Here is a 19,746-nt window from a genome sequence, read left to right on the forward strand (position 1 = left end):
GCCTGCAGGGCGAGCAGGCGGCGCTCCGGCTTCCGCGCCCACCCCTTGTGCTTCGGTATTCGAAGCGTCACACTGATTCGGAAACCGAAGCAGGAGGTGCCGCATGCCGCGCATCGAACCGCTCAACCCGCCCTATCCCGCCTCCATCGACCAGGCGCTTCGCCGGTGGATGCCCCCTGACGTGCCGTACGAGCCACTCGCACTGTTCCGAGTACTCCACCGCAACCCGGAACTAGCCTCACGAATGTTCTCCCTGGGCGCCGGGCTGCTGGGCCATGGACTCCTCCCCGCCATCGACCGCGAGATCGTCATCGCCCGCGTGACCGCGCGTGCCGACTGTGCCTACGAATGGGGCGTGCACGCCGCGACTCTCGCCCAGCAGGCCGGACTTGGCCCGGAACAGCTACGGGCGACCACCGAAACCGATACGTCAACCAGTGCCGCATGGCCGCCGCACCATGCGGCACTGATCGACGCAGTCGACGAACTGCACGACACGACCCAGCTCTCACAGACCGCCTGGGACGCCCTGAGCGTTCACTACGCGGACGCTCAGCTGATCGAACTCCTCGTACTGATCGGCTGGTACCGAACCATCAGCTACCTGGCCAACGGGCTCCTCCTGGAGGAGGAAACCTGGGCCACCCGATTCCCGAAGGCATGACCGAGCACCAAGTTGCCCGTGCCTGTCAGGACCGCTTCGCCCGCCGGGGCAGGGCCGACGTACTCCGTGCGGAACTCCTCGCGCAGGCAACGGAGATCGTATTGAGCGAGTCACCGGACTAGTCAGTCGTCGATATCGACGCCGTACATTCGTGCGAGTTCACCGAGCCCGTGGTCGTAGCCCTGTCCGACGGCGCGGAAGCGCCAGACCGAGCCGCGGCGGTAGATCTCGGCGAGGAGCAGGGTGCGTTCGCTGGTGGCCGCGTCCATGGTGGCCTGTGCCAGTGCTGCGGCACTGCCGTCCGGCGCGGCAGCCACCTGGATCGCACCGACGTTGCCGAAGGTCACGTCCCCGTCGATGGCGGCCGCGATGACGACTTTGCGTGAGGCGGGCGGGAGCGAAGCGAGGTCGATGGTGATGGCCTGTTCGGCGGGGCCGTCGGTGAGGAGTCGCACCGTGCCCGCGGGGTTCTCCGGGGCGCCGTAGAACACGAAGTCCTCGTCGAAGGTGACCTGATCGTCCTCGTCGAGCGCGAACGCGACGATGTTGATCTCGGAGAGGCCCTGTGGGGCCCAGCTCGCGGTGATGTGCCATGGGGACGCGGGAGCTCCGGACGGCGGTGCGGGCATGTCGATGACACCGCCGCGCGGCAGTACGTGCGGAGCGGGCGGCCTCGCCGTGGTCGGCGCCTTGCCGCCTGTTGCCCCATTTGGCCTATCCGTGTCGGCAGTTGGGTCGCTGAGCCAGTGTTCGTCGTGCAGGGGGAGTCCCAGGTCCGCGATCCTGCGCCGCCGGCGGTCGTACTCGCCTCCGGCCAGGACGACGATGTCGGTGACGCTGCACGAGAGGTTGACGGCGGCGGAGCCGCCAAGATCGACGACGCGGGTACGGGCTGCGACCGCGTCGGCGTGCGTACCGCCCAGGACGAGCACCCGCTGCCCGGCCAGCGGCTTGTCCGCCGACTTGGGTGCTTCGGGCTCCGGCGGGCGGGGGGCCGGAACAACCGCCTCCGGCGCGGGGACAGCCACCTCCGGCGCCGGGGCGGCGGCCTCCGGTGCGGGCGTCTGGTGGAGCGCCCCGGTCTGTACGTCGCCGAGCAACTGGAGGAAGGCGGGCTCGTCGATGACCGGCACGCCCTCGGCGGTGGCCCGCCGGGCCTTGGCCGACCCGGACGAGGAGTCGTTGGTGACCAGCGCGCTGGTGTGCCGACTGACCGAGGAAACCATGTTCAGCCCGGCCGCGACCGACCGCGCCACCAGCTCCGCGCGCGAGGTCTCGGTCTCCCCGGTGAGGGCTATCTTCATGCCCTGGAGGAGCGGGCCGCCGGGCCGCAGTCGTCCCGGATTGCGGTACGCGCAGGGCGTCTTCGGCGGCTTGGGCGAGAACTGCGAGTCCTGCCGCGGCGGGCAGGCCACCAATGGCAGCGGCAGGTCGAGCAGGGCCGCCTCCCGCAGCGTGGCGCGGAAGATCCCGGCAAGCACCCGGGTGTCGTCCAGCGCGTCGTGCGCCTGGGTCTGCGGTACGCCGTAGTGCGTGGCCAGCGTGCCCAGTTTCATGTCTTCAACCGGCAGGTCCACCTGCCGGTTGAGCGCGAGGGTGCACAGCCGCTGCGTGACCGGCAGGTAGGCGCGGGCCCGTGCGAACTCGTGGGCGAGGAAGTCGTAGTCGAACTGCGCGTTGTGGGCCACCAGGACCCGGTCCCGCAGCAGAGCCCCGATCTCTCCCGCGACCTGCTCGAAGGGCGGGGCCCCGCGCAGCCGCTCGGCGGTCAGGCCGTGGACGTGCACGGGCCCGGGGTCGCACCCGGGGTTGAGCAGCGTCGAGAACTCCCCGGTCTGCGCGCCGTCCCGCCCGATGGTCACCACGGCGATCGACAGCACGCGGTCCCGCCGGGCGATGAGTCCTGAGGTCTCCACGTCCACGAGCGCCCAGTCGAAGGCGTAGTCACGCGAGTCGGAGAGCTCGGGGGCAAGGGAAGGGGCGGCAGCCATGCCCGTAAGGATGGTGCGGAATCAACCGTTCCCTCAATCTGGATGACCATTTACCCCAATATGAGAGGGGCCAGCTGCCGTCGGCGGTCGGCCCGGCGGCAAGAGACCACACCTCGGCAGGGCTCGAACCTGCGGCCAAGCGCTTAGAAGGTGTCAGAGGTTGAGCGATGTGCTCACTTGCGTACTGGCAGGCCGTTCACGAACGAAAGCCGTCAAGGCGCTTGCTGTCACTTCGTGCGCTCATCGGCTGGGAACTGTTCGGCTCATCACGGGCCGAGCGGTCACTCATGTTCGGTGCTACCGGGCGTGCGGGATCTCGGGCCTGGTTACGGGCACGATGGTGATCAAGTCGTCGAGGCCCTTGAAGTCGTCGGGGTTGGTGGTGAAGAGGGGGAGCTCCTCGGCGGCTGCGGTGGCGGCGATCATCAGGTCGGCCACCCGGTGACGGGGCTTGCGGCCTGCGGAGACGACGGCGGCGCAGATCCTGCCGTAGATTCGGGCCGCCTCCACGTCGAAGGGGATCGGATCGAATTCGTTCTCGGCGCGCTGCAGGACGTCCGTGCGGCGCGCCCGCTCGGCATGTTCGTCATAGGCACTCTGCTGGTCGCTGCCGCGTACCTGATGGGGGCCCGCTGAGAGTTCCGCGAGGGTGATGGCACTGATGGCCATCTCGGCGGGCAACTCGTCGGTGTCGATCCACTTGCGCAGGATCATGATGTTGGTATCGAGCAGCCCCTGCTCGTGCTCAACGGGCATATGGGTCGTCCAACTCCTGCTCGACGAGGGCGTCCTGGTCGTCGCGGAAGGCGTCCGTGGAAATGTCAGGGGCGGTGCGTGACATGGCCGCGAACTCGGCACGGGGAACGAAGCGGCGACGGCGGCGGAGCGGGATCAGCTCGCCGAGAAGGTGTCCGTCGCGTGTGACGGTGAACGCCTGTCCTCCCTGGACGGCATCCATGATCTCTTTGGAGCGGGTGCGCAGATCGCGCTGAGTGATCTCCGGCTGCGCTGTCATGCTGTCCACGATAACGGAGGTGTGCTACCCGGTGCTACATCGTGTTTCGACCGTGGTTCGCCGACGAGGGCCGTTGTCGCCATGGCGCGGGGTTTGTCGGCGCGAGCTTTGTCTGTCCCGCGATCGCGGCCGGGCGAAGGCGCTTGCTGTCGGAGCGATGTGCATCCGGACATGAAAGAGCCCCTCACGCGTTTCCGCAGGTGAGAGGCTGTTTGCGCCCCCGGCAGGACTCGAACCTGCGGCCAAGCGCTTAGAAGGCGCCTGCTCTATCCACTGAGCTACGGGGGCCGGGTGTGGCCGGTGGCATGGAGCCCGGATGTGGGGGAGATCCGTGACCTTGCCGGGGACAAGGATAGGGCTCCCGGGTCCCTGCCCCTGGTGCTTCGCCTCCGCGCCGCGATGTGGAGGTTCGGTGAAGCGATCCTGATAATCGCAGGCAGGTGCGAATCTCGCATCGCTTTTGGCGTCTCGCGCCCCGGGTGTTGTGCACTCGTTATGCCTGCGCCCCAGTCGCCCCTTCCATCCCCTGTGTCCGATCGGCGCGCAGGGACCGTCATATGCTTCAGAAAGCCGCCAAAATTGGGCATTCTTCGCATGTGGTGACCTTGGACGTACGGCCTCAATTGCTTGACGCACTCTCCGCCCTGCGCGAGCGTGTCGCCGCCGCACGCTTTCCGCTCCCCCTGCCGGGGGCGCCACGCGCGCGTGCCAACCGGGACGAGTTGCTGGCACAGCTCGATGACTATCTGGTGCCCCGCCTCAGGGCGCCCGAAGCGCCCCTTCTCGCCGTCGTCGGCGGATCCACCGGCGCCGGCAAGTCCACCCTCGTGAACTCACTCGTGGGGCAGCAGGTCAGCGAGGCGGGCGTGCTGCGGCCCACCACGCGTACGCCGGTGCTCGTCTGCCATCCGGAGGATCACCACTGGTTCTCGGGGATGCGCGTACTGCCCGACCTCACGCGCGTGTGGGTGCCCCGGCCGGAGCCGTCGGAGGGCGGTGAGGACGACGGCAGGAACGACGACGCGGACGTGCACGCCCTTGTCGACGAGGAGGAGCGCGCCCTGCGGATCGAGATCGCGCAGAGCCTGCCCCGCGGGCTCGCCCTCCTCGACGCGCCCGACATCGACTCGCTCATCGCCGAGAACCGCGTACTGGCCGCCGAGCTGATCGCCGCCGCCGACGTCTGGGTGATGGTCACCACCGCCTCGCGGTACGCCGACGCCGTGCCCTGGCATCTGCTCCGCACCGCCAAGGAGCACGACGCCACCCTCGTCACCGTCCTCGACCGCGTCCCCCACCAAGTGGTGACAGAGGTGTCACGGCAGTACGGGGCGCTGCTCACGAAGGCAGGCCTCGGCGACGTACCGCGCTTCACCGTGCCCGAACTGCCCGAGTCCGCGGGCGGCGGCGGGCTGCTCCCCGCCACCGCCGTGGCCCCGCTGCGCGCCTGGCTCACCCAACGCGTCCAGGAACCGGCGGCCCGCAGCGAGGCCGTCGCCCGCACCGCCAAGGGCGCCCTCGCCTCCCTCGACACCCGGATGCCGGAACTCGCGGGGGCCGTCGCCGCCCAGTACGCGGCCGCACTGCGGCTCACCTCCGCCGTCGACGAGGCGTACGAACACGAGCACGCGCGCGTACGGGGGCGTTTGCGGGCCGGAGGCGTGCTCGCAGGGGACGCCCTGAAGCGCTGGCGCAGCTACCCGCTCGACTGCGGCGCCGGTGAACTGCTCGACGCCATCGCCGAGAGCCTGGAAGCCCTGCTGCTCTGCGCCGTCACCGCCGCCGACGAGCGTATCGACGAGGCCTGGCGGCACGAACCCGCCGCCGGGGCCCCCGGCCTCACCGGCCGCGACCCGGAGGCGGAGAGCGCCGAGCACCGCATCGGGATGGCCGTCCGCAGATGGCGGCGCGTCCTGGAGGAGTACGCCGAGGACGAGGTGCGCGGGATCGAGCGGGTGGACAAGAACGCGCTGCCCGACCCCGAGGTCGTCGCCGCGCTGCTCGCCACCGCCCTGCTCGGCGGGCGCCGGGCACGTTCCGCCGGGGAGAGCCTCGCGGAACGGATCGGCGCGCAGAGCGCGGTCCGGCTGCGCGACCGGGGCTCACGCCTGCTGGCCGAGTACCTGGAGAAGGTCCTCACCGTCGAGCGGGAGCGGCGCCTCGCACCCCTGTACGCCCTTGAGGTGCACCCCGAACCCCAGGCCGAGCTGATCGCCGCCCTGTCCGTACTGCAGAAGGAGAGGTGACCACGGTGACCGCCCTCACTGACCGCCCCGACCACACCGATCGCACCGACCACGGTGACCACAGTGACGGAAGTGAGCCCGACGGCGGGGACCGCGAGCGTCCCGGCGGCCGTGCCGAACGGGCCTGGGACGACGGCCTGATCGCGCGGCGCGTCGCGGGCGGGGCCCGTCCCGCGGGCCCGGACGCCGACACCGGCGTGCGCTCGTACACCCGCTCAGGCAGCCCCGGATCGCCCACCTCTTATGAGGGGCCCCTGCGCGTACGACTCGACGCACTGCGCGAACTCGTCGGGCTCTCCCGCACCCGCGTCGACAGCGGCACGCTCGCCGAGGCCGGCCGCGTCCTCGACGAGGCCGCCGCCCGGCGCAGGCTCTCCGACCGGCACACCGTGGTCGCCGTCGCGGGAGCCACCGGCAGCGGCAAATCGACGCTCTTCAACTCCCTCGCGGGTGTGATGATCTCCGACACCGGCGTGCGCAGGCCCACGACCGCCGCCCCCATCGGATGCAGCTGGACCGACGGCGCCGCGGGCCTCCTCGACCGGCTCGGGATCCCGGGACGGCTGCGCCGCAGGCCACTCCAGGGGCCCGGCACCGACGAACTCCAGGGCCTCGTACTGATCGATCTGCCCGACCACGACTCGGCGGTCGGCGAGCACCGTGAGCACGTCGACCGGATTCTGGCCCTCGTCGACGCCGTCATCTGGGTCGTCGACCCGGAGAAGTACGCCGACGCGATGCTCCACGAGCGCTACCTGCGCCCCATGGCCGGGCACGCGGAGGTCACCTTCGTCGTCCTCAACCAGATCGACCGGCTCCCCGGGGACGCCGCCGACCAGGTCCTGGACGACCTGCGGCGGCTCCTCGACGAGGACGGCGTCGCGCTCGGCGAACACGGCGAACCGGGCGCCACGGTCCTGGCGGTCTCCGCGCTGACCGGCGAGGGCGTCGGAGAACTGCGCGAGGCGCTCGGCCAGTTCACCCAGGAGAGGGGCGCCGCGGCCCGCCGGATCGCCGCGGACCTGGACGCCGCCGCGGACCGGCTGCGTCCGGTGTACGTCGCCGAGGGGCACGCGGGCCGCAACCGCGGACGGATCGGACTCAGCGAGGAAGCACGCGAGGAGTTCGCCGACCGCCTCGCGGACGCCGTGGGCGCGGCGGCGGCCGGGGACGCGGCCGAACGGGCCTGGCGCAGGAACGCGGGCAAGGCGTGCGGCGACCCCTGGCTCAAACTGTGGCGCTGGTACGAGGCCCAGCGCTCCCCGCAGGGCTTCCCGGCGTCGGCCGCGCTGGCTCCCGTGGACGAGGAGGCGACGGCTCGCCAGCGCGTGGAGCACGCCGTGCGCACGGTGGCCGACGAGGCGGCTTCGGGGCTGCCGGTGCCCTGGGGGCAGGCCGTGCGGGAGGCCGCGGTGCGCGGTGCCAAGGGGCTGCCGGAGGTGCTCGACGAGCTGGCGGTGACGGTGGGCGTGCCGGCCGGGCGACCGCCGCGGCCCGGCTGGTGGCCGGCCGCCGTCCTCACCCAGGCGGCGATGACGTTGCTCCAGGTCGTGGGCGGGCTCTGGCTGGTGGCGCAGATCATCGGCGTGGCCACGCCGAACCTGGGTGTGCCGGTGCTGCTGATGCTGGCGGGCATCGTGGGCGGCCCGTGCGTGGAGTGGACGAGCCGCCTCGCGGCCCGGGGGCCCGCGCGCCGGTACGGGGCCGAGGCGGAACGGCGACTGCGGGAGGCGGCCGCCGGGTGCGGGCGGGCGCGGGTCCTCGATCCGGTGGCGGCGGAGCTGCTGCGCTATCGGGAGGTCAGGGAGCAGTACGTGCGGGTGACGGGGGTGCCGGTGGGGTGAAGGGGGTGCCGGTGGGGTGAGGGAATGAGTTCCCCAGAGCCACCACCCCGGGGCGCCCGGAGACCCTTTCGAGTGACGGAGATTTCCACAACCCGGCGGTGGTCCACAGGGCTCGGCGGGATCGGCGCGGCCGGTGCAGTCTGAGAACGCAGCCGCGGAGTGCGCGGCGGCAAAAGCGCAGACGAAGCGGGGGAGTGGATCGACATGAACGAGACCTTGGTGACGGTGGTGGGCAATGTCGCGACGACGCCGGTGTACCGGGAGTTGCCTTCGGGGCCGGTGGCGCGGTTCCGACTGGCGGTGACCGCGCGGTACTTCGACGCGGCGAAGAACGCGTGGAACGACGGGCACACCAACTTCTTCACGGTCTGGGCCTGGCGGGCGCTCGGCACGAACGTGCAGGGCTCGGTGTCCGTGGGCGAACCGGTCATCGTGCAGGGCCGGTTGAAGGTGCGCGACGAGGAGCGAGGTGGGCAGCACTGGACGTCGGCGGACATCGAGGCGCTGACCATCGGACACGATCTGTCGCGCGGTACGGCGGCGTTCCGGCGGGTGGCCAAGGGCAATCCCGCGCTGACGGCGCCGACGGCGGAACGGGAGGAGGAGATCACCGACGCGAGGAAGAAGGAGCCGGTGCCCGTGGGGTGACGTGCCGTCAGCAGGACTCCCTCTGGCGGCGACCGTTGTGCGGCATATCGGTGAATGAAGCCGGTTGATTTGTCGATAAGCCCAGCTCGGGGCAGCTATTGGGGATAACGATTCCGAGTCGGATCCGCCGCCCGATGGGATGGGTGAGGCTCGTGATCCGCTGTTTCCTTAGGATGCCGGACGTAGCTCACGGGGCAGTCGGCAGGTGAGGCCACGCAGGCGGCCGATGATCCTGCCCCACTCAGTCTGCTGGCGGGACCACCCCCCAACGTTGTGAACGGGTCCCGCCCGGAGGGGAATCCAGTGTTTTCTGCGTTGTCCATACGTAGCCGAGGCGTCGCGCGCCTCGCCGCAGTGACCATGGCGGCGGGGCTGGCCGTGGCGGGCGGAATGACCGCCGCCACCGCGGCCGCGGCGGCAGCGGCGCCGCAGCACCAGGGCGGCGCGACCGCGACGCTGGGCGGGCTGCGGACGTACGACCAGGCCGTCATCCGGGACAACGGCAGCTCGCAGCAGGTGCCCGCGGGCCTCTTCGAGATGTCGGTGGAGGGCGGCGGGACCCTGCAGACGTACTGCGTCGACATCCTCAACCCCACGCAGAAGGACGCCAAGTACCAGGAGACCCCGTGGAGCGGCACCTCGCTGAACGCCAACCGTGACGCGGGCAAGATCCGCTGGATCCTGCAGCACTCCTATCCGCAGGTGAACGATCTCGCGGCGCTGGCCAGGAAGGCGGGCGTGCGCTCGCTCACCGCACAGACCGCCGCGGCCGGCACCCAGGTGGCGATCTGGCGCTACTCCGACCACGTCAAGGTCGACGCCGTCGACCCGCAGGCCGAGAAGCTCGCCGACTACCTGCACCGGAGCGCGCGCGACAGCGCGGAGCCGAAGGCCTCGCTGACCCTCGACCCGCCCGCCGTGTCGGGGCGCGCGGGGGAGCGCGTCGGCCCGGTGACCGTGCGGACCGACGCCGATTCGGTGACGGTGACCCCGCCCGCCGACTCCGAGGCGAGCGGCGTGAAGGTCGTCGGCAAGAACGGCAAGACCGTGAAGTCGGCGCGCGACGGCAGCCGCCTCTACTTCGACGTGCCGAAGGACGCCCCGGACGGATCGGCCGCGCTCTCCCTCCAGGCGTCCACCACCGTCCCGGTGGGCCGCGCCTTCGCGTCCGAGACCAGGAGCCAGACGCAGATCCTCGCGGGCTCCAGCGAGTCGACGGTCTCGGCGACGGCGACGGCCGACTGGGCCGACAAGGGAGCCGTACCGGCGCTCTCGGCGGAGAAGAACTGCGCGAAGAGCGGCGTGGACATCACCGCGACGAACAAGGGCGACGAGCCGTTCACGTTCCGGCTGATGGGCTTCGAGTACACCATCAAGGCGGGCGCGTCACAGACGGTGACGATACCGCTGCAGGAGGACCAGCCCTACGACTTCACGATCACGGGCCCGAACGGCTTCGAGAAGCGCTTCAAGGGCGTCCTCGACTGCCGCACCGAGGGCGCGGCGATCGAGAACAAGGCGCAGCCCGCCTCCCAGCCCAGCCCCGCCTCGGCAGGCGGCACCTCGGGCGGCGGCGACCTGGCCGAAACGGGCAGCTCCAGCAACACGCCCCTGATCGCCACGATCGCGGTGGGCTTCGTCGTACTCGGCGGCGCGGCGGTCTTCCTCGTCCGCAAGAGGGGTGACTCGACGGAGACGTCAACGGAGGAGTGAGCGGGAGGCGCGGCCGGGCGGCGCGGTCATGGAGTGGATATCGCCGGTGAGTACGCTGCTCGGCGCCGTCATCGGAGTGGGTTCCACGCTGATCGCCGACCGCATCAGCTGGCGCAGAGAGCGTGCCGGCCAGAGCCTCGACGTGCGCAGGCAGCTCTACGCCGACTACACCGCCGCGCTCTCGCGCATGCGGACCGCGCTCAATGAGTGCGTGCAGGCAGACATCCCTGCGGAGGAGCGTCCGCTACGGGTGCGGGATCTGTTCCTGGCACCCGGGGCGTACGAGATCCGTCACCAGCTGGCCATCATCGCCCCGCAGGACGTGGTCGAGGCGTCACGTGCCGCGTTCGTGGTCCTGAGGGACATGCGGGACCTGCTCCTGGACGGTGCCGCGGACGAGGCCGCTGCTCACCGAGCGCTGGAGGATGAGTTCGACTCGGTGGTGGCCGCCCTCCGCAAGGTCATGCGGCGAGACCTCGGTGTGCCTGATGCTTGAACTGATCCCGTGGAGGCCGCTTCATCCGTATCGAGGGTGTGCCCGGTGCTCCGGGCTTGGTAGAGATCGTGTCGATGCCGCGGGGATGGAGCTGCCCGCCCTGAGGGCCTGCGTCGCCGCCGCCCGAGGTCGCTCGACGGCGACAGGCAACGACGGAAAGTGACGGGTCGCTCGCCGTCGTAGGCCAGGAACGCCCAAGCTCACGGCCCCCCGGCCATACTGGTTTCCTCCGGGGGGTGGCTGTCAGGCAAGATGGGGTGTATCTGCCCACTCACTGATTGCCGGACGGTTTCTCTTGGCTGAGTACATCTACACCATGCGCAAGACGCGCAAGGCGCACGGCGACAAGGTGATCCTCGACGATGTCACCTTGAGCTTCCTTCCTGGCGCGAAGATCGGTGTCGTGGGCCCCAACGGCGCCGGTAAGTCCACGGTGCTGAAGATTATGGCCGGGCTTGAGCAGCCGTCCAACGGCGACGCGTTCCTCTCGCCCGGGTTCAGCGTCGGCATCCTCATGCAGGAGCCGCAGCTCGACGAGTCGAAGACCGTTCTGGAGAACGTCCAGGACGGCGCCGCCGAGATCATGGGCAAGCTCAAGCGCTTCAACGAGGTCGCCGAGCTCATGGCGACCGACTACTCGGACGCGCTCATGGAGGAGATGGGCAAGCTCCAGGAGGACCTGGACCACGCCAACGCGTGGGACCTCGACGCCCAGCTCGAGCAGGCCATGGACGCGCTCGGCTGCCCGCCCGGCGACTGGCCCGTCACCACCCTCTCCGGTGGTGAGAAGCGCCGCGTGGCCCTCTGCAAGCTCCTCATCGAGGCGCCCGACCTGCTCCTCCTCGACGAGCCCACCAACCACCTCGACGCCGAGTCGGTGAACTGGCTGGAGCAGCACCTCGCGAAGTACGCGGGCTGCGTCATCGCCGTCACCCACGACCGGTACTTCCTGGACAACGTCGCCCAGTGGATCCTCGAGCTCGACCGCGGCCGCGCGATCGCCTACGAGGGCAACTACTCCACGTACCTGGAGAAGAAGCAGTCCCGTCTCAAGGTCGAGGGCCAGAAGGACGCCAAGCGCGCCAAGCGGCTCAAGGAAGAGCTCGAGTGGGTGCGGTCCAACGCCAAGGGGCGGCAGGCCAAGTCCAAGGCGCGCCTCGCGCGCTACGAGGAGATGGCCGCCGAGGCGGACAAGATGCGGAAGCTGGACTTCGAGGAGATCCAGATCCCGCCGGGCCCGCGGCTCGGTTCGATCGTCGTCGAGGTCGAGCACCTTTCGAAGGCCTTCGGCGACAAGGTCCTCGTCGACGACCTCAGCTTCTCGCTGCCGCGCAACGGCATCGTCGGCATCATCGGTCCGAACGGCGCGGGCAAGACCACGCTGTTCAAGATGATCCAGGGCCTTGAGCAGCCGGACTCCGGCACCATCAAGGTCGGCGACACGGTCAAGGTCTCCTACGTCGACCAGGGCCGCGCCAACATCGACCCGAAGAAGACGCTGTGGGCGGTCGTCTCCGACGAGCTCGACTACATCAATGTCGGCCAGGTCGAGATGCCCTCGCGGGCGTACGTCTCCGCCTTCGGGTTCAAGGGCCCGGACCAGCAGAAGCCGGCCGGCGTGCTCTCCGGTGGTGAGCGCAACCGCCTCAACCTGGCGCTGACCCTCAAGGAGGGCGGCAACCTGCTCCTCCTCGACGAACCGACCAACGACCTCGACGTCGAGACCCTGTCGTCGCTCGAGAACGCGCTGCTCGAGTTCCCCGGCGCGGCCGTGGTCATCTCCCACGACCGGTGGTTCCTCGACCGGGTCGCCACGCACATCCTCGCCTACGAGGGTGACTCCAAGTGGTACTGGTTCGAGGGCAACTTCGAGTCGTACGAGAAGAACAAGATCGAGCGTCTCGGCGCGGACGCGGCCCGTCCGCACCGTGCCACCTACAAGAAGCTCACGCGAGGCTGAGGCGGCCGTGGCTCGACACATATACCAATGCCCGCTCCGCTGGTCGGACATGGACGCCTTCGGGCACGTCAACAACGTCGTCTTCCTGCGGTACCTGGAAGAGGCGCGCATCGACTTCATGTTCCGGCTCGCGCCCGGTGACGGCTCGCCGTCGTTCTCCGGCGGGTCGGTCGTGGCCCGCCACGAGATCGACTACGTACGGCCGTTGGTGCACCGGCACGAGCCGGTCACCGTCGAGTCGTGGGTGACGAAGATCGGTGCGGCGTCGCTGACCATCGCGTACGAGATCAAGGACGCGGACCAGGTGTATGTGCGGGCCTCGACCGTGGTCGTGCCCTTCGACCTGGAGGCGCAGCGACCGCGGCGGATCTCGGCCGAGGAGCGCTCGTTCCTCGAGGAGTACGTGGACGACAGCGCCGGTGGCGTCGGAGGCGGCTCGGGGGCGCTTGCCGCATGACCGCGCGGCTGCACTTCGCGGATGCCGGGGAGGCGGCGGACCTCGCCGCCTTCCTGGCCCGGCTGATCCACTACGACAAGGCGGCCGCGGTACGGCTGCAGGCCGCCGGGGACACGCTCGCCGTGTTCGGGCGGCCGCCGTCGTTCGAGGTGCTGGTCGTCCGCACGGCGCGGCTCGCCAAGCCGTACGAACACGGGCTCGACGCCACGCTCGACGTCACCGTCTCCGCCGGTGAACTCCTGGAGCGCGTCGGCGCGTCGGCGGAGCCCGTGGAGACGGCCGGGGTCGCCGAGGTCCCGGGCGCCGTCACCGGACCGCCGTGGGCGGGCGTGCTGCCGCCGCGGGGCGGCTGGCGGCCGGAGCCGGGGCTTCCGGCTCCGGAGGTGATGCGGGCCCTGGTGCGGGCGGCCGTCGCCGAATTCCGTTCCCGCGTAGAGGAGTTGCCCGCCGAGCGGCGGGTGCGGGCCGAGCTCGACCGGGTGGGCCGGGAGATCTGGTCGAGGACCGTCGGCGACACGGGGCTGCCGGTGCGGGCCGCACACGCGGCACAGTCGCTCGGCTTCCTGCGCGGCGACGACCTGACGCTGCTGTCGTCGGGGGCGTGGTTGCGGCTGCGCACGGCGTACGGGTCCGTCGTGGTACGCCGCGCCGGCGTCGGAGGGCTCAGCGTCACCCCTGCGTGAGTGGCCGCCCCTCCCCGAGGACGGGGGCTGTCCCCGGAGAAGGCTCGCCGTCACCCCGCCGGCCCCCGTGGGGCAGAGCCCCCCGGGGGAGCGGGGCTCAGCCCTCGGAGTTGACCATGGAAGCCGCCGCGTACGTCAGGTAGTTCCACAGCGTGCGCTCGTGCTCCTCGGAGAGACCGAGCTGGTCGACCGCCGCGCGCATGTGCTTCAGCCAGGCGTCGTGCGCGGCCCTGTCGACCGTGAACGGCGCGTGCCGCATGCGCAGGCGGGGGTGGCCGCGGTTGTCGCTGTACGTGCGGGGGCCGCCCCAGTACTGCATGAGGAAGAGCGCGAGGCGCTCCTCGGCCGGGCCCAAGTCCTCCTCCGGGTACATCGGCCGCAGCAGCGGGTCCTCCGCGACCCCCTGGTAGAAGAGGTGCACCAGGCGCCGGAAGGTCTCCTCGCCGCCGACCTGTTCGTAGTAGGTCTGCTCCTGAAGCGTGCCGCGCGGAATCTCTGTCACGCGTTCCATGGTCTCAGACGGGGCGGCCGAGTACGGAAGGCTTAGGACCACCCCCGGCTCCGTCCGGCGCGCGGCCGGGTTCCGCCACTCGCATCGTGGCCGTCGGCACAGCACAGTGGACACATGGAACCCGATCCTGTCCTCCTCTCCGAGGCCCGGGCCGCCCTCCTGCGCGAGATCGAGGCGAGCGGGGTGTGGCGGGACGACCCCGGCTGGCGGGCGGCGTTCGAGGCCGTCCCGCGGCACCTGTTCGTGCCCTACTTCTACGTGGGCACGGGCGGCGGCTACGAGCGCCTGTGGGGCGAGGACCCCGACGAAGGGCGCCGCGCCCGCTGGCTGCGCGGCTGCTACACGGACGCCCCGCTGGCGACCCGGGTGCGCGACGGTGACCTGCTCTCCTCCAGCAGCCAGCCGTCCCTGATGGCGAAGATGCTCAGCGAACTGCATATGGGGGACGTGGGGGATGTACGACGCGACGGCGTCGGCTGCGACGTGCTGGAGATCGGTGCCGGTTCCGGCTACAACGCCGCGCTGCTCGCCCACCGGCTCGGCGACGACCACGTGACCACCGTCGACCTGGACCCCGAGATCACGGAGTCCGCGCGGCAGCACCTGGCAGCCGCCGGGTACCGTCCGGCGGTGGTCACCGGCGACGGCGCGGCCGGCTGCCCCGGGCGGGCGCCCTACGACCGGATCATCGCCACCTGCACCCTGACCTCGGTGCCCAGGGCCTGGCTCGCCCAGTGCCGCCCCGGCGCCCGCATCCTCGCGCCGCTGGCCACCGGGCTGATCGCGCTGACCGTGCGGGACGCGGAGCACGCCGAGGGGCGCTTCCTGCACACGCCCGCCTACTTCGTACCGCTGCGCGGCGGGGACGTACGGGCCTCGTACGGGCAGAACACCGGCGGGCTCCCACGCGGGGTCCTCCAGAACGAGCTCTTCCGCTTCCTTCTCGAGCTGACTTCCACAACCCTCGATCCGCACGAAGCGCTCGCGCTGTGGCAGCGCGAGGGGCAGCCGGTGCGCGAGCGCTTCGGGGTCACGGTGAGCGGACCGTACGAATGGGCCTGGCTGGACGACCCCGAAGGGCCGTACGTCTGGCCCCTGTGAACGGGCCAAGGCCGATCGGGCTCAGTCGCGGCGGACCGTGATCGTCGTCCAGGCGCCCACGTGCACCTGGTCGCCGTCCTGGAGCGGGACGGGGACGAAGGGCTGGATGGGCTCCTCGCCGCCGTTGACCGTGGTGCCGTTGGTCGAGTTCTGGTCGACGACCGCCCAGGTGCCGTCCGGCTGCTGGACCAGGACCGCGTGCTGGTGCGATACGCCCGGGTCCTCCGGCGGCACCGAAAGGTCGATGTCCGGGGTGTCGCCGGTGGAGTGCCGGCGGCGGCCGATCGTGAGCTGGTTGCCGGACAGCGGGCGCTGCTGCTCGGGCGAGTACGCGGGCAGGTTCAGGCCCGACGCCTCGGGACCGCTGCGCTGCATCATCGCCATGAAGTACTCGCGGTCGGGACCGATGGTCGCCGTCCACGTACCCGGGCCCTGCGGGGCTTGAGGCGCCTGAGGCGGCTGCGGGGCCTGGGGCGCCTGCTGCTGCTCGGCGCCCTGCTGGAACGGCTCCGGCTGCTGGAACGGCTCCGGCTGCTGGGGCTGCTCCGGCTGCCGGAACGTGTCCGGCTGCTGGAAGATGTCCGACCGGCGGAAGGGCTCGGGCTGCTGGAAGGGCTCAGGCTGCTGGAACGGCTGGTGCGGGGCCGGTGCCGGGGCGGGGGCGGAAGCCGACGGCGCGGACGTGGGCGGTGAGATCACCCAGTCGTCGTCTCCGCCACCGAAGGACGGGCCGGGCGGCGGGGGCGGCGGGCCCTGCGGGGCGCCCGGCCCCTGCGGGAACGCGGGCGGCGCGGGCGGACCCGGCTGCTGGAAGGCCTGCGGTGCGCCGGGGGGCGCCTGGCCGGGCCGACCTTGCGGACCGGGGCCTTGCGGACCGGGGCCCTGCGGGCCGGACTGGCCGGGACCCTGCGGACCGGACTGGCCCTGCTGGCCAGGACCACCCTGCTGCCCAGGACCACCTTGCTGCCCAGGACCACCCTGCTGCCCCGGACCCTGCTGGCCGCCGCCGTTGCCGAACGGCGGGATCGGCTCGGCGGGGCGGTTCATCTGCGAGGGGCGCGAGCCCTGGTACTCGTATCCCGGCGGAGGTGGCTGGAACTGCTGCCCGGGGTTCGGACCCGGCGGCATGCCGGGGCCGGGGCCGTGACCGGGACCCCGCCCAGGACCGGGGCCGCCCTGCGTGCCCGGCAGCGGCGGGTTCGGCGCGGCCGGGGTGTACGACGTCGCCGTGTTCGTCAGGAAGTTCCAGCGGCACTCCTCGCAGAACGGCGCGTTCGCCTCGCGGGGGGTGCGGCACTGCGGGCAGAGCTGGCCCTCGGGGGCCGGGTCCGGCACGGCGGCCAGGTGCGGGCGTCCCGGCGCGGGCTGCGGGAAGCCGGGGTCCTGGCCGGGCGGCGGCGGGGGATAGCCGTACCCGGCGGGGGGCGGCGGCGGGGGAGGCGGCGGTACGGCACCGGCCATGCGGTGACCGCAGACCTCGCACCAGTCGTCGGAACCCGACTGGTGTCCGTTCGGGCAGGTCGGCATGTCGGCGCTTCCCCCTCTCCTTCTCCGGCCCGAGGGCCGTACATCGCTGTCGGTCGGATCAGCTGTGGCGCGAACGGCGCGTGCGCGCCGCGCTACTGCTTCTTCACGCGAACGGTCTTCGTCGACCGGGTCTCGAGTGTCATCTCGTCGGCCTCGGCGACCTTCGCCTTCAATCGAACAGTACCTGCCGCGGCATCGACGACGTCCACCACCTTCGAAAGCAGTTTCGCCGTATCGGCGTTGCCCGAGGCCCCGGCGAGCTGGACCGCGCGGCCGAGCTTCGCCGTCGCGCCGTCGACATCTCCCGATTTGCGGGCGTCGAGGCCCTGCTGGATGACTTGTGCCAGTTCCGCCTGGCCCGTGTAGTGCGCGACCTGCGGATTGATCGAGGTGGAGACCGTCATGTCGTCCGTCCACACCGCCCGCACCAGTCCCTGCGACAGCGTCCGCGCGCTTCCGTCCTCCTGCGGCACGATCAGTGAGACGCGGGCCGCGAGCATCTCCTGGCCCAGTTCGGCGCCCGGCACCTGTACACAGATGTGGTAGTCGCGCGACTCGTCGCCCCAGGACCCCGTGGGGTAGTCCCCGGCGCGCGGGCCCGCCTCCGTGCGGCGCTCGGTCAACTCCTCGACCGTGGGCGCCACTTGCTTCACGAACTTGATCTCCACGCCCACCGGCGTCCACAAGCGCAGGCTGACGTCGGCGACCTCCTTGCCCATCGCCGTCTCCATCATCGAGGTGAAGTCGGCGGCGAGCCCGGCCGGGTCGGCGACGATGTCGGCGGTGCCGAGCAGCGCGGAGGCGATCCCTGTGACTTCCTTCACCTCCCAGTCCGTGCCGACGCCGCGGGCGTCGCAGGTGAAGCGGCCCGCGCAGGAGTCGAGGGCGGCCTTCAGGTCGTCCGGCGCCTCGTGTTCGTTGCGGCCGTCGGTGAGCAGGATGCCGTGCCGGATGGTGACGTCGGCGGAGGCGAGGAGGCGGTCGGCCAGGCGCAGCCAGGTGCCGATGGCCGTGCCGCCGCCCGCGCTCAGTCCGCGCAGCGCCTGCTTGGCCTGGTGGCGGGTCTGCGCGCTCGCCACCGCGAGGCGCCCGGCGCCCGGATAGACCTCCTTGGCGACGTGCGTGCCGCCGATCACCGCGAAGTGCGTGCCGTCGCGCAGGGCGTCGATCGCGGCGGCCGTGGCGTCCCGCGCGCCGCGCATCTTCGTCGGCGGGTAGTCCATCGATCCTGAGCAGTCGACCATGACCGCCACGGCGGCGTCCGGGCCCTGCCCCGCCGAGTACAGGTGCGGGGCGCGCACCGCGGACCCGATCGTTCCGCCGCCGGTCGAGGTGACCGTGGCGATCGCGTTGACCTCCCGGCCGCCTTCCGGGAGGTACTCGTTCTGGTAGACGTCCACAGAGAACTGCGGCACGTTCGACTTCGAGAAGTTGGCCATGGAACTGCTCCCCCTCAGATCCTGAAGACTCAGTACCTGAAAACTCGGATCCTGAAAACCTCACACCGCGCGAACCGGCACGGCCCCCCGCCCGGTTCCAGGCCGATCCCACACCCGGCCCTAGGCCGATCCTGCCCCTTGCGGCACGAACGGGAACGGGACGACGGCCACTGTTACGTTGTCGTGGCCCCCGCCGTCCAACGCGTGGCCGACCAGGACCTGGGCGCTGTGCAGCGGCCGGTCCGCGGCGTCCGCGGGCACCGCGTCGGCCATCTCCTCGACGGCCTCCGCGTAGTTCCACAGCCCGTCCGTGCACACCACCACTACACCCGCACGGTCCGGTTTGAAGGAAGCGGTGTGCGGCTCCAGTTCGTACGCGTCGGCGCCGAGCCAGCCCGTGATGGCGTGCGCGCGCTCGTCGGCGTACGCCTCGGCCTCGTTCATCAGACCCGCGGCGACCATCTGCGCGGCCCACGAGTCGTCCTCGGTGAGCCGGACGGTGGGGCCGCCGCGGTCGTCGGGGACCCAGTAGGCGCGGCTGTCGCCGACCCAGCCGACGACGAGCAGGCCGCCGGCGACGACCGAGCCGACCAGGGTGCAGGCCGGGGCGTTCTGGTGGGGGCTGTGCTCGCGGGCCGAAGCGGGCTCGTCGGCAAGCGCGTTGACGGCCTCGGACGCCGCGAGGATCGCGTCGTGCATGGCCTGCTGCGGATGGAGGCCGCGCGGCAGCGCATCGAGGAGCGAGGCGTTGGCGGCGCGGGACGCGGCGAGCGAGGCCTCGTCCGGGCGGGTCGCGGAGGAGACGCCGTCGCAGACGATCGCGACGACGGCGGGGGAGCCGTCGGGCAGCGCCGCCGTGGAGATCGCGAAGGCGTCCTCGTTGCGGTGGTGGCGCAGGCCGCGGTCGCTGACCGCGGCGACCACGTCGAGTTCCTGCTCCATGTGGTCGCGCTCGCGCGGCTGGGCGTGCCCGCAGTTCTCGCAGTACCCGTCCGGGTCCACCCGGCCCGAACGGCAGGCGACGCAGAGCTTGGTGCCCGCGGCGGGCGTGGCGTCGGGGGCGGTCGCAGGGGGAGCGGTCGCAGGGGGAGCGGTCGCGTCGGGGGCGGGCAAGGGGTACTCGTCCGGCTCGGCGTCGGGACCCGGCTCCCCGGCGTTCGCGGCAGCCGCCGCGGGGGATCCTGACAGCGCGTCGCCCGCCGAGTCCGTGCCCGGCAGGTCGGTTGGCAGATGGGCCGGTACCGGCCGGTCGGAGCTGTCCGCGTCCGGGGCGACGGGCCACCCGGCGGCGGGCGCGGGCCCGTCGGCCGGCGCCGAGCCGTTCGGCGAGGCCGTCGGCCGCGGTGGCACCGCCGACAGGTCGAACCCGCACGCACCGCAATACAGGTCGCCCGACTCCAGCGGCTCCTCACAGCTGGGGCAGGCGGACAGCTGGGGCATCTGCGACATAC

Annotated in this window: 17 protein-coding genes and 1 tRNA gene; 10 read left to right on the forward strand and 8 right to left on the reverse strand. The window is 71.5% G+C overall.

From position 1 onward, the window contains the following. The first annotated feature begins 103 nt into the window (after positions 1-103). On the forward strand, positions 104-664 hold the full coding sequence (locus ACFVYR_RS33105; RefSeq protein WP_384259280.1) for a carboxymuconolactone decarboxylase family protein: 561 nt from the start codon (positions 104-106) through the stop codon (positions 662-664). Positions 665-786: 122 nt separating this feature from the next. Here ACFVYR_RS33105 and ACFVYR_RS33110 read toward each other — a convergent pair whose 3' ends face one another. The 4 genes from ACFVYR_RS33110 to ACFVYR_RS33125 form a co-directional block, all read right to left on the reverse strand. Next, complete coding sequence (locus tag ACFVYR_RS33110; RefSeq protein ID WP_384259277.1) at positions 787-2,655, reverse strand: TerD family protein; 1,869 nt, start codon at positions 2,653-2,655, stop codon at positions 787-789. A gap of 297 nt (positions 2,656-2,952) precedes the next feature. Next, the gene (locus tag ACFVYR_RS33115; RefSeq protein ID WP_384259275.1) at positions 2,953-3,411 is read right to left on the reverse strand and encodes a type II toxin-antitoxin system VapC family toxin; all 459 of its coding nucleotides are present in this window, start codon (positions 3,409-3,411) and stop codon (positions 2,953-2,955) included. Beyond that, complete coding sequence (locus ACFVYR_RS33120) at positions 3,401-3,670, reverse strand: type II toxin-antitoxin system Phd/YefM family antitoxin (RefSeq protein WP_384259273.1); 270 nt, start codon at positions 3,668-3,670, stop codon at positions 3,401-3,403. Before ACFVYR_RS33120 ends, ACFVYR_RS33115 begins: the two co-directional genes overlap by 11 nt. Positions 3,671-3,885: 215 nt before the next feature. After that, positions 3,886-3,958 (reverse strand) — tRNA-Arg (locus ACFVYR_RS33125). A gap of 308 nt (positions 3,959-4,266) precedes the next feature. Here ACFVYR_RS33125 and ACFVYR_RS33130 point away from each other — a divergent pair. From ACFVYR_RS33130 to ACFVYR_RS33165, 8 genes are all read left to right on the forward strand, one after another. Next, positions 4,267-5,916, forward strand: coding sequence for a dynamin family protein (locus ACFVYR_RS33130; protein WP_384259271.1), 1,650 nt, complete (start codon positions 4,267-4,269; stop codon positions 5,914-5,916). Positions 5,917-5,921: 5 nt separating this feature from the next. Further along, positions 5,922-7,760, forward strand: coding sequence for a GTPase (locus tag ACFVYR_RS33135; protein ID WP_384259268.1), 1,839 nt, complete (start codon positions 5,922-5,924; stop codon positions 7,758-7,760). 204 nt (positions 7,761-7,964) lie between these two features. Further along, on the forward strand, positions 7,965-8,408 hold the full coding sequence (locus ACFVYR_RS33140) for a single-stranded DNA-binding protein (protein ID WP_384259266.1): 444 nt from the start codon (positions 7,965-7,967) through the stop codon (positions 8,406-8,408). A 360-nt stretch (positions 8,409-8,768) separates the two neighbouring features. Then, positions 8,769-10,121 (forward strand): Cys-Gln thioester bond-forming surface protein, encoded by a 1,353-nt coding sequence (locus tag ACFVYR_RS33145; RefSeq protein ID WP_384259356.1) that lies wholly within the window; start codon positions 8,769-8,771, stop codon positions 10,119-10,121. Between the two features lie 46 nt (positions 10,122-10,167). Further along, positions 10,168-10,617 (forward strand): hypothetical protein, encoded by a 450-nt coding sequence (locus ACFVYR_RS33150; RefSeq protein WP_384259263.1) that lies wholly within the window; start codon positions 10,168-10,170, stop codon positions 10,615-10,617. A 295-nt stretch (positions 10,618-10,912) separates the two neighbouring features. Further along, entirely contained in the window at positions 10,913-12,577 is a 1,665-nt protein-coding gene (gene ettA / locus ACFVYR_RS33155) for an energy-dependent translational throttle protein EttA (protein WP_384259261.1), read from the forward strand. Positions 12,578-12,584: 7 nt separating this feature from the next. Continuing rightward, positions 12,585-13,034, forward strand: a complete 450-nt coding sequence (locus ACFVYR_RS33160; protein ID WP_384259259.1) for an acyl-CoA thioesterase — start codon at positions 12,585-12,587, stop codon at positions 13,032-13,034. After that, positions 13,031-13,717, forward strand: a complete 687-nt coding sequence (locus ACFVYR_RS33165) for a hypothetical protein (protein WP_384259257.1) — start codon at positions 13,031-13,033, stop codon at positions 13,715-13,717. The genes ACFVYR_RS33160 and ACFVYR_RS33165 overlap by 4 nt, the downstream gene beginning before the upstream one ends. Before the next feature lie 97 nt (positions 13,718-13,814). On the opposite strand, the gene ACFVYR_RS33170 is transcribed toward ACFVYR_RS33165, so the two are convergent. Continuing rightward, positions 13,815-14,228: a globin gene (locus ACFVYR_RS33170; protein WP_384259254.1), complete on the reverse strand. Its 414-nt coding sequence runs from the start codon at positions 14,226-14,228 to the stop codon at positions 13,815-13,817. Positions 14,229-14,342: 114 nt separating this feature from the next. On the opposite strand from ACFVYR_RS33170, the gene ACFVYR_RS33175 reads away from it, so the two are divergent. Next, on the forward strand, positions 14,343-15,329 hold the full coding sequence (locus tag ACFVYR_RS33175) for a methyltransferase domain-containing protein (protein WP_384259252.1): 987 nt from the start codon (positions 14,343-14,345) through the stop codon (positions 15,327-15,329). Positions 15,330-15,350: 21 nt separating this feature from the next. Here the strand turns inward: ACFVYR_RS33175 and ACFVYR_RS33180 are convergent, their stop codons facing one another. The 3 genes from ACFVYR_RS33180 to ACFVYR_RS33190 form a co-directional block, all read right to left on the reverse strand. Further along, entirely contained in the window at positions 15,351-16,856 is a 1,506-nt protein-coding gene (locus ACFVYR_RS33180; protein ID WP_384259249.1) for an FHA domain-containing protein, read from the reverse strand. Positions 16,857-16,948: 92 nt separating this feature from the next. Further along, entirely contained in the window at positions 16,949-18,295 is a 1,347-nt protein-coding gene (locus ACFVYR_RS33185; RefSeq protein WP_384259247.1) for a VWA domain-containing protein, read from the reverse strand. A 120-nt stretch (positions 18,296-18,415) separates the two neighbouring features. Beyond that, a complete protein-coding gene (locus ACFVYR_RS33190; RefSeq protein ID WP_384259245.1) occupies positions 18,416-19,744 on the reverse strand; it encodes a PP2C family protein-serine/threonine phosphatase in 1,329 nt (442 codons plus the stop codon). Positions 19,745-19,746: the final 2 nt, after the last annotated feature.

It is taken from the genome of Streptomyces sp. NPDC058284 (assembly GCF_042881135.1).
Classification (GTDB): Bacteria; Actinomycetota; Actinomycetes; order Streptomycetales; family Streptomycetaceae; genus Streptomyces.

Excerpts from the sequence above, each read along its gene's own strand:
- ACFVYR_RS33105 (WP_384259280.1), top strand. The coding sequence starts at position 104 with ATGCCGCGCATCGAACCGCTCAACCCGCCCTATCCCGCCTCCATCGAC.
- ACFVYR_RS33110 (WP_384259277.1), bottom strand. The coding sequence starts at position 2,655 with ATGGCTGCCGCCCCTTCCCTTGCCCCCGAGCTCTCCGACTCGCGTGAC.
- ACFVYR_RS33115 (WP_384259275.1), bottom strand. The coding sequence starts at position 3,411 with ATGCCCGTTGAGCACGAGCAGGGGCTGCTCGATACCAACATCATGATC.
- ACFVYR_RS33120 (WP_384259273.1), bottom strand. The coding sequence starts at position 3,670 with ATGACAGCGCAGCCGGAGATCACTCAGCGCGATCTGCGCACCCGCTCC.
- ACFVYR_RS33140 (WP_384259266.1), top strand. The coding sequence starts at position 7,965 with ATGAACGAGACCTTGGTGACGGTGGTGGGCAATGTCGCGACGACGCCG.
- ACFVYR_RS33145 (WP_384259356.1), top strand. The coding sequence starts at position 8,769 with ATGGCGGCGGGGCTGGCCGTGGCGGGCGGAATGACCGCCGCCACCGCG.
- ACFVYR_RS33165 (WP_384259257.1), top strand. The coding sequence starts at position 13,031 with ATGACCGCGCGGCTGCACTTCGCGGATGCCGGGGAGGCGGCGGACCTC.
- ACFVYR_RS33170 (WP_384259254.1), bottom strand. The coding sequence starts at position 14,228 with ATGGAACGCGTGACAGAGATTCCGCGCGGCACGCTTCAGGAGCAGACC.
- ACFVYR_RS33175 (WP_384259252.1), top strand. The coding sequence starts at position 14,343 with ATGGAACCCGATCCTGTCCTCCTCTCCGAGGCCCGGGCCGCCCTCCTG.
- ACFVYR_RS33180 (WP_384259249.1), bottom strand. The coding sequence starts at position 16,856 with ATGCCGACCTGCCCGAACGGACACCAGTCGGGTTCCGACGACTGGTGC.
- ACFVYR_RS33185 (WP_384259247.1), bottom strand. The coding sequence starts at position 18,295 with ATGGCCAACTTCTCGAAGTCGAACGTGCCGCAGTTCTCTGTGGACGTC.
- ACFVYR_RS33190 (WP_384259245.1), bottom strand. The coding sequence starts at position 19,744 with ATGTCGCAGATGCCCCAGCTGTCCGCCTGCCCCAGCTGTGAGGAGCCG.